The sequence below is a fragment of the Pseudomonas sp. GM25 genome (genome assembly GCF_000282255.1).
GTDB lineage: Bacteria > Pseudomonadota > Gammaproteobacteria > Pseudomonadales > Pseudomonadaceae > Aquipseudomonas > Aquipseudomonas aphyarum.
Genome location: NZ_AKJQ01000045.1, coordinates 1 through 14,190, shown reverse-complemented (window position 1 = coordinate 14,190; position 14,190 = coordinate 1). Strand labels below are relative to the sequence as shown.

The 14,190-nt window shown below is 61.5% G+C and carries 13 protein-coding genes; 8 read left to right on the top strand and 5 right to left on the bottom strand.

The window, feature by feature from the left end:
* Positions 1-174: 174 nt before the first annotated feature.
* Positions 175-912, bottom strand: a complete 738-nt coding sequence (locus tag PMI24_RS18000; RefSeq protein ID WP_007956353.1) for a thioesterase II family protein — start codon at positions 910-912, stop codon at positions 175-177.
* A 129-nt stretch (positions 913-1,041) separates the two neighbouring features.
* On the opposite strand from PMI24_RS18000, the gene PMI24_RS17995 reads away from it, so the two are divergent.
* Entirely contained in the window at positions 1,042-2,175 is a 1,134-nt protein-coding gene (locus PMI24_RS17995; RefSeq protein ID WP_007956352.1) for a cupin-like domain-containing protein, read from the top strand.
* A 6-nt stretch (positions 2,176-2,181) separates the two neighbouring features.
* Here PMI24_RS17995 and PMI24_RS17990 read toward each other — a convergent pair whose 3' ends face one another.
* On the bottom strand, positions 2,182-3,354 hold the full coding sequence (locus PMI24_RS17990) for an MFS transporter (RefSeq protein WP_007956351.1): 1,173 nt from the start codon (positions 3,352-3,354) through the stop codon (positions 2,182-2,184).
* Positions 3,355-3,562: 208 nt separating this feature from the next.
* On the opposite strand from PMI24_RS17990, the gene PMI24_RS17985 reads away from it, so the two are divergent.
* From PMI24_RS17985 to PMI24_RS17970, 4 genes are all read left to right on the top strand, one after another.
* The gene (locus tag PMI24_RS17985; RefSeq protein ID WP_007956350.1) at positions 3,563-4,363 is read left to right on the top strand and encodes a glucose 1-dehydrogenase; all 801 of its coding nucleotides are present in this window, start codon (positions 3,563-3,565) and stop codon (positions 4,361-4,363) included.
* A complete protein-coding gene (locus tag PMI24_RS17980; RefSeq protein WP_007956349.1) occupies positions 4,356-6,182 on the top strand; it encodes a glycoside hydrolase family 15 protein in 1,827 nt (608 codons plus the stop codon). Before PMI24_RS17985 ends, PMI24_RS17980 begins: the two co-directional genes overlap by 8 nt.
* A 308-nt stretch (positions 6,183-6,490) precedes the next feature.
* Positions 6,491-6,880, top strand: a complete 390-nt coding sequence (locus PMI24_RS17975) for a hypothetical protein (RefSeq protein WP_007956348.1) — start codon at positions 6,491-6,493, stop codon at positions 6,878-6,880.
* A gap of 10 nt (positions 6,881-6,890) precedes the next feature.
* A complete protein-coding gene (locus PMI24_RS17970; protein ID WP_007956347.1) occupies positions 6,891-7,790 on the top strand; it encodes an alpha/beta fold hydrolase in 900 nt (299 codons plus the stop codon).
* Here PMI24_RS17970 and PMI24_RS17965 read toward each other — a convergent pair.
* On the bottom strand, positions 7,759-8,742 hold the full coding sequence (locus tag PMI24_RS17965; RefSeq protein WP_007956345.1) for a GlxA family transcriptional regulator: 984 nt from the start codon (positions 8,740-8,742) through the stop codon (positions 7,759-7,761). The genes PMI24_RS17970 and PMI24_RS17965 overlap by 32 nt on opposite strands.
* 88 nt (positions 8,743-8,830) lie before the next feature.
* Between PMI24_RS17965 and inhA the strand changes: the two genes are divergently transcribed.
* The 3 genes from inhA to PMI24_RS17950 all read left to right on the top strand — a co-directional run bounded on the left by inhA (position 8,831) and on the right by PMI24_RS17950 (position 12,219).
* Complete coding sequence (gene inhA / locus PMI24_RS17960) at positions 8,831-9,517, top strand: isonitrile hydratase (RefSeq protein WP_007956343.1); 687 nt, start codon at positions 8,831-8,833, stop codon at positions 9,515-9,517.
* A gap of 242 nt (positions 9,518-9,759) precedes the next feature.
* A complete protein-coding gene (locus PMI24_RS17955; RefSeq protein WP_007956341.1) occupies positions 9,760-10,551 on the top strand; it encodes a CPBP family intramembrane glutamic endopeptidase in 792 nt (263 codons plus the stop codon).
* Positions 10,552-10,653: 102 nt separating this feature from the next.
* On the top strand, positions 10,654-12,219 hold the full coding sequence (locus PMI24_RS17950) for a methyl-accepting chemotaxis protein (protein ID WP_007956336.1): 1,566 nt from the start codon (positions 10,654-10,656) through the stop codon (positions 12,217-12,219).
* Positions 12,220-12,744: 525 nt separating this feature from the next.
* Here PMI24_RS17950 and PMI24_RS17945 read toward each other — a convergent pair.
* Positions 12,745-13,104 carry a DUF6124 family protein gene (locus PMI24_RS17945; protein WP_007956335.1) on the bottom strand — a complete coding sequence of 120 codons (360 nt, stop codon included), beginning with the start codon at positions 13,102-13,104 and terminating at the stop codon, positions 12,745-12,747.
* A gap of 87 nt (positions 13,105-13,191) precedes the next feature.
* Entirely contained in the window at positions 13,192-13,557 is a 366-nt protein-coding gene (locus tag PMI24_RS17940; RefSeq protein WP_007956334.1) for a DUF6124 family protein, read from the bottom strand.
* Between the last annotated feature and the right edge of the window lie 633 nt (positions 13,558-14,190).

Here is a 14,190-nt window from a genome sequence, read left to right as displayed (position 1 = left end):
TTCTTGGCATCCGGATCAGTAGGCAGGCAGCACAAAGGCACGTCGTCCCTATAAAACGAATGCAGACTGGAAAAATTAGCGATTGAGAAGAAGTGTCAGAGAGGAGGTAAAGCGCGGATTTTCTGGTTTTCCAAATACCCCTGTGGGAGCGAGCTCGCTCCCACAGGTAAAGCCTCAGGCCGAGACGGCCAGCGCATGCCGACGATGATGCACCTCAAGTTGATCCTTGATCACCTTGAGCACCCGGGCTTCGTGCTCATGAATGAAGAAGTGCCCGCCAGCCAGCATGTCCACCGAGAAGCTGCCCGAGGTTTCCTTGCTCCAGCCGATCAATTGCTCGGTGGTGGCCTTGTCGGCTTTGCCGCCGAGTACATGCACCGGGCATTTGAGCAGCGGGCGCTGCAACGGCTGGAATTTGCCGCAGAGCAGGAAATCCGCGCGCAGGATCGGCAGGGTCAGGCTCATCAACTCTTCGTTGGCCAGCACTTCCTCGCTGGTGCCGTTGAGCGTGCGCAGCTGATCGATCAGCTCGGCGTCGGTCTTCGGGTCGGCAAAACCGCGGTCGTAATCGGCGCGCATGGTCGGCGCAGCGGTGCCCGAAGCGAACAGTGCCACCGGTTCCGGGCAGCCCAGCGCCCGCAGTGCATGGGCGATTTCGCAGGCGATCAGCGCGCCCAGGCTATGACCGAACAACGCATAAGGGGTCTTGAGCGTCGGGCGCAATTCCCTGGCCAGTTGCATCGCCAGTACGCGCATGTCGGTGTGCAGCGGTTCGTCGAACCGTGCGCCGCGCCCCGGCAGCTCCACCGGTTGCAGTTGCAGCCATTGCGGCAGCTTTGGCCGCCAGCGGCTGTAGACCATGGCACTGGCGCCGGAGTACGGCAGGCACAGCAGGGTCAACTTGGTCACCACGCTTCCCTCGAAAAAATGTCTCTTCAAGAGGGTACGGATCAACGACCCGGAGAATTAGTCGGCGGTGGCTAAATTTCCCCCACAAACCCTCGTTAACCGTTCAGGCCAAAACAACAACGAGGATTCTCCGTGGACTTGCAGACCATCCTGGGTAAGCTGTTCGCCAATGCCGGTGCCGTCGGCATCGAAGGCGTTTTCCAATTCGTGCTGGGTCCACAGCTGGCGTGCTGGTCCGAGGTCAAGGCCAGCACCCGTACCGAGGCGGGTCGACACCCGAACCCGGACGTGACCATTGAAGTGGCGCCGAACGATTTTGCCGGGATCATGAGCGGCACCGCCAACGTCGAAGAACTCTTCGCCAGCGGGCGGCTGAAGATCGGCGGCAACATGGGACTGGCGACGATGCTGCCGCAGATCATCGACCACGCCCGCCACGGTGGTGCGCCGGCGCAAAAGGTCGACATGAACAAACGCTACCCGACGCCGCCGCGCCGCAGTGAAACCATCACAGCCGCACGACCGGCGCAGACTGTCGTCGAGCGCCGGCCGCGCAGCGAGTTGTCAGTCCAGGAATTCGAGGAGCGCTACCTGCCCTTCGGCACGCCGGTGGTCATCAGCAATGCCTTGCACGACTGGCCGCTGTTCAAGCTCAGCCGCGAAGAATCGCTGGTGCATTTCGCCGAACTGCAGGGCATCACCCGCCATGGCGATTATGTGAAGAAAACCTTCTCCACCGAACGGGATTTCCGCTCCACCTCGATGGCCGACTTTATCGCTTCGCTGGACAGCCCGGCGGCCAAGAGTGCGGACGGCGAGCCGCCAGCGTACATGGGCAACAACATCCTGCCGGCCGCGCTGATGCAGCAGATCAAATACCCGCCCTATTTCGATGGCTCGCTGTTCATCCCGCCACGGATCTGGATCGGCCCCAAGGGCACGCTGACGCCGCTGCACCGCGACGACTCCGACAACCTGTTCGCCCAGGTCTGGGGCCAGAAGAAATTCACCCTCGCCGCGCCCCACCATCGCGAAGCGCTGGGCACCTGGTCCACCGCGCCGGAAGGCGGACTGGATGGTTGTGATTTCAATCCGGATGCTCCGGACTATGATCGTTTCCCCGTCGCGCGCGACGTGACATTCCTGCGGGTTACGCTGGAGGCTGGTGATCTGCTGTTCCTGCCAGAGGGCTGGTTCCATCAGGTGGAGTCGGTGTCGACGTCGCTGTCGGTCAACTTCTGGGTGAACTCGGGTCGAGGCTGGTAACCGGCATTATTTGAGGTGACGAAAGCTCTGCACCGCAGAGCCCAGCACCACTGCCCCGGCGGCAATCGCCAGCCAGAAGCCGCTGCGCGCGCCGAACGCATCCACCAGCGCGCCGGAACCCGCCGCGCCGATGGCCACGCCGATGCTCAAACCGGTCACCAGCCAGGTCAGGCCTTCGGTGAGTTTGGCCGGCGGCACGATGCGCTCGATCAACGCCATCGCCACGATCAGGGTCGGCGAGAAGAACAGCCCGGCGATGAACACCGCGACGGCCAACCCGAAGATGTTGCTCGCCAGCAACAACGGCAAAGTGGTCACCGCCGTCGCCAGACCGCCGTAGAGAAACAGGCGCGGCAACGGCAACTTCGAGCGCATCGCGCCGAAGGCAATGCCGGCCAGACAGGAACCGATGGCATACACCGACAACACGATGCTCGCCGCCGCCGGCTGCCCCTGCTGCTGGGCGAACGCGACACTGACCACATCCACCACGCCGACAATCACACCCATGGCGAGCATCAACGCCAACAGCCATTGCACGTCGGTCGAACGAATGATCGAACCCTGATGCTGCGATTCGTGCGGATGCACCGGCGGCTCGGTGCTGCGCTGGGCGACGAAAGCTGTCACGCCGATCGCCAACATCAACAGCGCCGCCAGCGGCCCAGCCTCGGGGAACACACCGACGCACAGTCCCACCGACAACGGCGGGCCGACAATAAAGCAGACTTCATCGAGCACCGACTCCAGCGCATAAGCGGTCTGCAATTGCGGCTGGCCACGATAGATTTCGGTCCAGCGCGCCCGCGCCATCGCCGACATGCTCGGCATGCAACCGGCCAGTGCAGCGCAGACAAACAGGGTCCAGGTCGGCGCCTGCAAACGGGTGCACAGCAGCAACATCAGCAGCGCGCCCCCGCCGATCAGCGCCGCCACCGGCAGCACCCGCCCCTGGCCGAAACGATCCACCAGCCGTGACACCTGCGGCGCGCAAAACGCCGTGGCCAGCGCAAACGTCGCCGCCACCCCGCCCGCCAACGCATAGCCGCCGGTCAATTGCGAGAGCATGGTGATCACGCCGATGCCGGTCATGGAAATCGGCATGCGCGCGATCATCGCGGCAATCACAAAAGCCCGGGCGCCGGGGGCGTTGAACAGTTCGCGGTAAGGGTTTGCCATCGGATGCAGCCTCATCAGGGGCGGCCAAGTTGCCACAAAGCCTGACGGCCGGGGAAGCGAGGAATTGTTGGTGGAATGTGAAGTCCCTGTGGCGTGCAGGGCCAATCGCTGCCACATAAAGCTGTCGATGATTTCATGTACGCGGATGAACTCTCGCCGCCGCCCATCAGTCAGCTAAATAAGCCCTCAACCCAAGGCGCGACCCTGCATGCAGATTTCCCTCGCCCGTCAGGTGGCACTGGTCACCGGCGCCAGTTCCGGCATCGGCCACGGCGCCGCCAAAGCCTTGGCCGCCGCTGGTGCTGCCGTGGTCATCAACTACAACCGTCAGGCCGAGCCCGCCGAAGCGCTGGCCCGGCAGATCGTCGCCGACGGTGGTCAGGCCATCGCCATTCGCGCGGATGTTTCTAAGGAAGAAGACGTAGAGCGGCTGTTCCAGCAGACCCTCGACACCTTCGGCACACTGGACATTCTGGTGGCCAATTCCGGCCTGCAAAAAGACGCGGTGGCTGTGGATATGTCGCTGGCCGACTGGAACGCGGTGATCGGCGTCAACCTCACCGGCCAGTTCCTCTGCGCCCGCGCCGCGCTGCGGATTTTCAATCGCCAGGGCGTGCGCGAAGGCGTGTCCCGGGCTGCCGGCAAGATCATCCACATGAGTTCGGTACACCAGCGCATTCCGTGGGCCGGGCATGTGAACTATGCGGCGTCCAAGGGCGGCGTCGATCAGTTGATGCAGACTTTGGCCCAGGAAGTCAGCCACCAGCGAATCCGCATCAACGGCATCGCACCGGGAGCAATTCGCACGGCCATCAATAAGGATGCCACCGAAGGCGACGCCGGCCAGGCCCTGCTCAAACTCATCCCTTACGGGCGCATCGGCGATGTCGAGGACGTGGCCAACGCGGTGGTGTTTCTCGCCTCCGACGCCTCCGACTACATCGTCGGCACCACCCTGTTCATCGACGGCGGCATGAGCCTCTATCCGGAGTTCCGTGGCAATGGCTGAGCATCATCCAGAACGACAAAGCCCCATCGACGCCCACGGCATCATCGGCGACATGCGCAGCGCCGCGCTGGTCAATGACAAGGGCAGCGTGGATTTCTTCTGCTGGCCGGAGTTCGACAGCCCGTCGATCTTCTGTTCGCTGCTGGACACGCCCGATGCGGGGATTTTCCAGTTGGCCCCGGATCTGCCCGATGCCCGGCGCGAACAAATCTACCTGCCGGACACCAACGTCCTGCAAACCCGCTGGCTCAGCGACCACGCCGTGGTGGAAATCACCGACCTGCTGCCGATTGGCGACAACGACGATGCCTTGCCGCTGTTGATGCGCCGGGTGCGGGTGGTCAGCGGGCAGGCGACGTTTCATCTGCGCTGCGCCGTTCGGCATGACTACGCTCGCGCTGAAACCCGCGCCGCAATCGACAAGAAGGATGTGCTGTTCAGCGCCAGCGGGCAGCCGACGCTGCGACTGGCCTCGGATCAAACCCTGAGCGTCGATAACGAAGCGGCAGTCGGACAATTCACCCTCAAACAGGATCAGACGGCGGCCTTCATGCTCGGCGCCAGCGACGATCCGCGGTTCGCCGAAGGCGCCGCGCAGCTGTGCATCGAACGCACGCTGAAGTTCTGGCGCGACTGGATCGGCCAGTCCAACTATCGCGGTCGCTGGCGCGAAATGGTCAACCGCTCGGCCCTCGCGCTGAAGCTCCTGACCTCGCGCCAGCACGGCGCAATCCTCGCCGCCGCCACGTTCGGCCTGCCGGAAACACCCGGCGGCGAACGCAACTGGGACTATCGCTACACCTGGATCCGCGACGCCTCCTTCACCGTTTACGCCTTCATGCGCCTGGGTTTTGTCGACGAAGCCAACGGCTACATGCGCTGGCTGCGCGGGCGGGTCAGCGATTGCAGCGGCCAGTCGATGAAACTGAACATCCTCTACGCCATCGACGGCCGCCAGGAACTCCCGGAAACCGAACTCGCGCATTTGTCCGGCCACGGCGGCGCGAAACCGGTGCGCATCGGCAATGGCGCCTACGACCAGATTCAACTGGATATCTTCGGCGAACTGATGGACGCCGTTTATCTGGTCAACAAATACGGCGACGCGATTTCCCACGAAGGCTGGAAACATGTGATGGAAGTGGTCGATCAGGTCTGTGAGACCTGGCAGACCAAGGACGTAGGCATCTGGGAAATGCGCGGTGAGCAACATCACTTCCTGCACTCGCGACTGATGTGCTGGGTGGCGCTGGACCGGGCCATCCGCCTGGCCTCGAAACGCTCGCTGCCGGCGCCCTTCGCCCGTTGGGACCAGACCCGTCAGGCAATTCATGCCGACATCTGGGACAACTTCTGGAACGAAGAGCGCGGGCATTTTGTGCAATACCAGGGCGGCACAGCGCTGGATGGCTCGATGTTGCTGATGCCGCTGGTACGTTTCGTCAGCGCCAAGGATCCGAAATGGCTGGCGACGCTGGAAGCCATCGAAAAAAATCTGGTGCGTGACGGCATGGTTTACCGCTATCGCAACGACGACGCGGGTATTGATGGCTTGTCCGGTACTGAGGGCGCTTTTGCCGCGTGCTCGTTCTGGTATGTGGAATGCCTCGCCCGCGCCGGGCAAGTGGAAAAGGCTCATCTGGAATTCGAGCAACTGCTGCGTTATGCCAATCCGTTGGGGTTGTACGCGGAGGAATTCGACAACCGTGGCCGGCATCTGGGCAACACGCCACAGGCGTTGACGCATCTGGCGCTGATCAGCGCGGCGAGTTTTCTGGATCGCAAGTTGAGTGGGGAGAAGAATTACTGGCAGCCGTAGTCATCCATCTTCGCCAGAGCCTGTAAGAAAGATCTCAACTTCAATCGCCGCTTGTAGGAAGGCTACCTACGAGCGGTAAACACCCCCGAGCCTTGCAGTTGAAGGGTTGGCCCACACAATCGATTCCTTTCGATACAACTGGTTGATGGCACGGCCTACAGAAACCTGCCAACCCCGTGTAACGCTTGGCCCGCAACTCGCACTTACACCCCGAAATACCTTGTTGCCAGCTGTTACATCCCCCCCTACCATCCACCGCAACGGGCACAGCGGAGCTGTCCAATAAAAACCCGATTCAAGGAACCAGAATGAGCCAACGCATCCACCGCCAGATCGACACCCCACTGCGCACCGGCCTCAAGCGCGATGAACTATGGGAAGCCGCCGACAAGGGCCTGATCAAATGCTGGGAAATCGGCCGCCAGCGCGCCACCCGTTTCCCCGACCTCGCTCAACGCTGCAGCGCCGATGAACTACCGGTGCTGGGCTGGAAAGGCGGGGTCAGTCGCAGCCTGAAGAAGAATGAAAAGTACGGATCACTGAAATACCTGGCCCAGTGGCAGGGTTTGCGTGGGGAAGATCTGGATATTGATCTGGGTGCCGAACGGGTCATGACCTGCTCGCGGACGAAAATGGTGGTGACGTTTACGCCGGATCGCAGCAAGTATCTCAATCAGGTGGCGGAAGCCGAAACTTGAGGAATCCCGTATGACCCAAGCCGTGATGCAGTTTTGCAAGTCTGAAAGTCTGACTATCGCCTATGAGCATCACGGCCCGGAAAACGGCACGCCGGTCATCCTGCTTCACGGTTTCCCCTACTCCCCCCGCGCCTACGACGAAATCGCCCCGCCCCTCGCCGCCAAGGGTTATCGGGTGATCGTGCCGTACTTGCGCGGCTACGGCCCGACCCGTTTCAACAGCCCGGACACGCTGCGCTCAGGCCAGCAAGCGGCGCTGGCGCAGGATCTGCTGGATCTGATGGATGCACTGGGGATCCAACAAGCGACATTGTGCGGTTACGACTGGGGCGGTCGGGCGGCGTGCATTGTGGCGGCGCTGTTTCCTGAGCGGGTGCGCGGGTTGGTCACCGGCGATGGCTACAACCTGCAAGACATTCCGAATTCGGTCCAGCCGCTGGATCCGCAGAGCGAGCATCGCTACTGGTATCAGTACTACTTCCACACGCCCCGTGGCGTTGAAGGGCTGACGCAGAATCGTCGGGCGATGTGCGAGTTGCTCTGGCAGTTGTGGTCGCCGACCTGGGCGCGGAACGCCGAGCGTTTCCCGCTGAGCGCACCGGCGTTCGACAACCCGGATTTCGTCGAGGTGGTGATTCACTCCTACCGACATCGCTTCATGTATGCGCCGGGCGATCCGGCGCTGGAGGGGATGGAGCAGGCGCTGGTGAAACAACCGGCGATCAGCGTTCCAACGATCTCGCTTTGCGGTGCGGATGATGGCGTTGGCCCGGCACCAGATGACGATGAAGATGCGCACCACTTCACCGGGCCTTATGAGCGGCGAGTGCTGGCGGGTGTCGGGCATAACATTCCCGAGGAAGCGCCGGGTGAAACGCTCAAGGCATTACTGGATCTGCTCCAGCGCTGACCGAAAACCGCTCCCGATACGCCTGCGGCGTCACGCCCATAGCCCGCAGGAAACTGCGTCGTAACGTCTCTTCACTGCCAAACCCACAATTGGCCGCGACCCGTTTGATCGGCAAACCGGTATCGCTCAGCAACCGGCGGGCGGTCTCGACGCGGATCAGTTCGATGGCGCGGGCCGGGGTCTGGCCGGTGTCGGCGCGGTAGTGGCGCACGAAACTGCGTTCGCTCATGCCGGCCTGTTCGGCGAGGGTCGGGATGCCCAGATCGCAAGTCAGGTGTTCGGCAATCCACGCGTGTAAATCATCGAAGCGGTTGCCCTGCTTTTGCAGTGACAGCGTCACGCTGAATTGCGACTGCCCACCCGGCCGCTTGAGGAACACCACCAGTTGCCGGGCGACGTCCAGGGCCATGTCGCGACCGAGGTCGTCTTCGACCATGGCCAGCGCCAGGTCGATGCCGGCGGTGACACCCGCCGAGGTCCAGACCGGGCCGTCGTTGATGAAGATCGGATTGGGCTCGACCTGCAATTGCGGGTGTTGCTGCGCCAGTTGTTCGCAGCGGGTCCAGTGGGTGACGACCCGGCGACCATCGAGCCAGCCGCTGGCCGCCAGCAGAAAGGCGCCGGTGCAGACCGAAGCCACGCGCCGGCAGCCGTTCGCGTACTCTCGCACCCAACTCACCAACTCGGCATCTTCCGCAGCGGCGTAAACACCCCAGCCGCCAGCAATGATCAGGGTATCGCTGGGTTGTTTCGGCAGCGGCTCGGCCAGCATCGCCAACCCGGCAGACGAGTTCACCGCCCCGCCACCGCTGGCAATCACCGTTGGCGCGTACGGCGCAGGCAAACCCTGCTGGCGGGCGATGTCGTTGGCTGAGGCGAAGACCTGCAACGGCCCGGTGACATCGAGCAGTTGCACATTGGCGAACGCGAGGACGTGGATGGTTTTCGGCATTTGGCGTAATTCGTGGGCTGATTGGCGTATGCGCCAAAACCTACGCGCCTACAGTGAAGCCGTCCACCCCTTTTCACGGAGAAGAATCATGGCGTTGCAGATCGGTTTTCTGTTGTTTCCCCAGGTGCAGCAACTCGACCTGACCGGCCCGTATGACGTGCTGGCCTCGTTGCCGGGCGTGCAGGTGCATCTGGTCTGGAAGGATCTGGTGCCGGTCACCGCCAGCACCGGGCTGGTGCTGAAACCGACCACAACGTTCGAGGACTGCCCGGATCTGGATGTGATCTGCGTGCCTGGCGGCGCGGGGGTCGGGCCGTTGATGGAAGATGAACAGACGCTGGCGTTCATCAAGTCGCAAGCGGCGCAGGCGCGTTACGTGACGTCGGTGTGCACAGGTTCGCTGGTGCTCGGCGCGGCAGGTCTGTTGCAGGGCAAACGGGCGACTACGCATTGGGCGTATCACGATCTGCTGCCGAAACTGGGCGCAATTGCGGTGAAGGATCGGGTGGTGCGTGACGGCAATCTGTTTACCGGGGGCGGCATTACGGCCGGGATCGATTTTGCCCTGACCTTGGCGCAGGAACTGGTCGGTGTCGACACGGCGCAACTGGTGCAGTTGCAGCTGGAATATGCGCCGGCGCCACCGTTTGATTCCGGAAGCCCGGACACTGCGCTGAGTGCTGTTGTTGAAGAAGCCCGCAAACGTGCGGCGCCTTCGCTGAAGTTGCGCACGGAAATCACCGAGCGTGCGGCGGCGAAACTCAACCTACGCTGACATTTCAGCCTTACGCAAATCCCTGTGGGAGCGAGCTTGCTCGCGATGAGGGCGTGTCAGTTGACCTTTGTGCCACTGACCCACCGCCATCGCGAGCAAGCTCGCTCCCACAGGGGTACTTGCCCTCCTTCACTTCTCATACAGGGATTGGCGCTGTCCCGGTTTTCCCCTACACCTTCACTTGTCCCCTCGCCCCCACCCGTGTAGAAAGCCTGTCCACAAATCGTGCACAAGGACTTTCCATGACAGCTCTGCCATGGCTCTATCTCGGGCTTCTCAGCCTTGGTTACGGATTGGCGCTGAGTTTCGGCCAGCTCGGCTGGCTGGCGCTGATCTCCATTGCACTGCTGGTTTTCGCCGGTTACGCCGTGCGCCAGCAAACCGTGCCGGTCGGGCGTTTTCTCGGCCATGGCCTGTTTATCGTGCTGGCTCTGGCGCTGGCCCTGCACTGGCTGCCGGGCTTCTACAACGGCCGGGCCATCGAGCCGCAGCGCTTCACCGACAACGCCGTACCGTTCTCGATGTACCTGAATCTCGACAAACCCCTGATTGGTTTCTGGCTGCTACTGGTCTGCCCATGGATCGTCGCGCGACGCTCGTTGCGCCTGACCGTTTACGCCACTGCACTGGCACTGACGTTGAGCGTGATTCTGGCCCTCGGCGGCGCGGTGTTGCTGGGCATGATCACCTGGGCGCCGAAGTGGCCGGATCAGGCGTGGCTGTGGGTGCTGAACAATCTGCTGCTGGTGACGCTGGTCGAAGAAGCACTGTTTCGCGGCTATATACAGGGCGGCCTGAGCCGGCGTTTCAAACACTTGCCCTACGGCGAAAACCTCGCGCTGCTGCTCGCGTCCCTGCTGTTCGGCCTGGTGCATGTGGGCGCCGGCTGGCAATGGGTGTTGCTGGCGAGCCTGGCGGGTGTCGGCTATGGTCTGGCCTACCGTTTTGGCGGCCTCGGTGCGGCGATCGCCACGCACTTTGGCCTGAACCTGCTGCACTTCGGTCTGTTCACCTATCCGATGCTCGCGGGTTGAAGCAAGGGCCGTTTTGCGACGCCGTACATATAAATGAAAAAAAATTTCAATAAATGGCCGCCCCCGCCGACAACCTTTCAAAGCCTTGCGGATTGAAAAACCATGCGTAATAACCAGCCCATTACACAACGCGAACGGACTTTCCCGGCTCAGCAACGGTTGATTTCCACAACCGACGCCAAAGGCGTGATCACCTACTGCAACGACGCTTTCGTCGAAATCAGCGGGTTTTCGCGAGAGGAACTGATCCGTGCGCCGCACAACCTGGTTCGTCACCCCGACGTCCCGGCTGCGGTGTTTTCGCACATGTGGGGCACACTGAAACAAGGCTTGCCATGGATGGGCATTGTCAAGAATCGCTGCAAGACCGGTGATCATTACTGGGTGAACGCCTATGTAACGCCGGTGTTCGATGGCAGTCAGGTGGTCGGTTACGAGTCGGTGCGGGTCAAGCCGTCCGCCGAACAGATCCGCCGTGCCGAAGCGCTCTACCAACGCATCAACCAGGGCAAGTCGGCGATTCCTCAAACAGACAAATGGCTGCCGGTGCTGCAAGACTGGCTGCCGTTCATTCTGGTCAGCCAGTTGAGCTTCATGATCGGCGCCACCCTGAACTCGCAGTGGGGCTTCGCCCTCGCCGCCGGTCTGTCGGTGCCGCTGGGCCTGCTGGGCCTGCAATGGCAACAACGCGGGCTCAAGCGCCTGCTGCGTCTGGCCGAGCAAACCACGTCCGACCCGTTGATCGCGCAGATGTACACCGACAGCCGTGGCCCTCAGGCGCGTCTGGAGATGTCGATCCTCAGCCAGGAAGCCCGCCTGAAAACCTGCCTGACCCGTCTGCAGGACACCGCCGAGCACCTGACCGATCAGGCCAAACAGTCCGACGCCCTGGCGCACAACAGCTCCAGCGGTCTGGAACGTCAGCGCGTGGAAACCGAACAGGTCGCCACCGCCGTCAACCAGATGGCCGCCACCACCCAGGAAGTGGCGAGCCATGTTCAACGCACCGCCGACGCCACCCAGGAAGCCAACCGCCTGACCGGCCGCGGCCGCGACATCGCCGGGGAAACCCGCGAAGCCATCCAGCGTCTGTCCGTAGTCGTGGGTGAAACCGGCCTGACCGTCACGCAACTGGCCAAGGACAGCGACGAAATCGGCGGCGTGGTCGACGTGATCAAAGGCATCGCCGACCAGACCAACCTGCTCGCCCTCAACGCCGCAATTGAAGCAGCGCGTGCCGGCGAGATGGGCCGTGGTTTTGCCGTGGTCGCCGACGAAGTCCGCCAACTGGCGCAACGCACCAGCGAATCCACCGGCCAGATCCACGCCCTGATCGCCAAGCTGCAACAGACTGCGTCCAGCGCCGTACAAACCATGGAAGCCGGCCATCGCCAGGCGGAAGAAGGTGTCGCGCGGGTACTGGAAGCGGATCAAGCACTGGTAGGCATCAGCGAAGCGGTGGCCAACATCACCGACATGACCACCCAGATCGCCGCCGCGACCGAAGAGCAAAGTGCCGTGGCTGAAGAAATCAGCCGCAACATCAGCAACATCTCGGAACTGGCGGACCAGACCTCGGAACAGGCGCATAACTCGGCGTTGCTGAGTGAAGAGCTGACCAAGACCGCCAACACGCAATACTCGTTGGTGGAGCGGTTTAACCGCTGATTGTTCTGACAATAAAGAAACCCCGGACAGCGAAAGCTTCCGGGGTTTTTATTGCCTGTCTGAAATGGACGTAGCCAGCACCGCCCTCTTCGTGGGCAAGCCCACTCCCACAGGGTTTCGCATTGGCCACAAGTTCTCGCAACACCACCATCCTTGTGGGAGCGGGCTTGCCCGCGAAGAGGCCCAGTCTGCCGGCGAAAATCTCATTCAAAAAGCGCGGACAGTGCCTACAACTGAATCAGACCCAACTGACTGGCACGCAATGAAGCCCGGCTCTACTTTGTCGTCCAAACCTATTCACACGGGCTAGCCAGCATGAATACATCACCTACGCAGAATCCGAGGGTCAGGACTGACAAACCTGTGAGAAAGGAAGTCCGAGGTGAACTGACATTCCTTGATGTGCAGCGAGCGGCGCGTGATGGGCAGAAAGCGTTCGATAAATTTGTGATCACTGGCAGGCTGTGAGCTTTTGATATCGATGGAAAAACCGGAAGCCAAACGCTTCCGGTTTTTTTGTGCCGTTTACTCCTTCGGCACGAGGTTATCGAGCGCCTGATTCACCGCCAACTCGCCCAACATCACCACTTGCGCAATGCCCAACAGGGTCTTGCGGTTCGGCCCTTCCAGCAGGCCGGCAAAGTCACCGAGCATGACCGTGGCTGACGCGAGGGATTCGCAGGCGTTGGCCAGCAAGGACTCCGTGTCGGTTTGCGGGTTGACCATGAACATGTCGTTTGGGGTGTAGGGTGTGGCCATGATCCGGGCTGCCGGGGTCAGGTAATAGTCGAGGGCGCGTTCGGCGGCGTCGTGGAGTTTTCTTGAATCGGGAAATTCGTACGGGGACACCGGATCTTCTAACGGTGGAATGACGGTCTTGGACATCAGCTGAAACTCCGGAAAGAGTCGCTTGAGGATTTTCATAGACGGCTGCCAGGCAGTGAGGGGACAAGCCCCTCACCGAGGCGGCAACTACCGCGAAACGTGATGGTTATCCAGCACACGATTGACCAGCAGCTCACTCAGCATGATGACCTGCTGCAGAATCTGCATCGCCTTGCGCTGCGACGGATCGACGGTGTCGCCGATATCCCGGGCCATGTCACTGGCCGACGACAGCGTTTCACACGCTTCGACCAGCAGCGTTTCGTCATCCACCGTTGGATTGACCAGATAGATCTTGCCGGGCTTGCGCGATGGCTTGGACGTCTTCTGCGCCCCAGGATCGAGGTAATGATTGATCGCTCGCTCGGTGGCCGTTTTTATGTTTTCGGCTTCGAGTGCGGCGTCGTAGGGGATTGAATCGGTTTCTGGTGGGTTTGGCGTAATTTTGAACATACGGACTCTCTATCTTGAAAGAATTGAAGAGCCGTCACTTTCGCTACCAAACGAAGGGTGGCGGCCATACGTGGGTTGGTAGACCGGTCAAGACAGAGAAACCCCCGGCGCCCCCGAAGGAGCCCCACGCATGGCCACCATATAAAACCCAGCCCCAAAAATGAGACTGCATAAGGGACGCCACACGGCTGTCAAGAAAACGGGCTACCAAACCCGATCACTGTTTTTCAGTGACAGGGAAACGATATAGCCCACCCCATAGCCGCGTAAGCCGGCGGATTCTGGCGTACGCGTAGGCAACGACGCAAGGTGTTGTAGCCCTTATGGCGTAACGGTTCGTGTACTTTAAACGTGCTTGCAGAACTACGTTTATGCGCCAAAAAGCCGGATGTTTGACTGTTCCTTTGCTGTGTTCTGGCAGACCGCTTTCGCGAGCAAGCCCGCTCCCACAGGGATTGCATGCAGTCTGTAAAAACTGGTCGGCTGTCAGGCCGCCATCGCGAGCAAGCTCGCTCCCACAGGGATTGCATGCAGTCTGTAAAAACTGGTCGGCTGTCAGGCCGCTATCGCGAGCAAGCCCGCTCCCACAGGGATCGCATGCAGTCTGCAGGAAACTGGTCGGCTGTCAGGCCG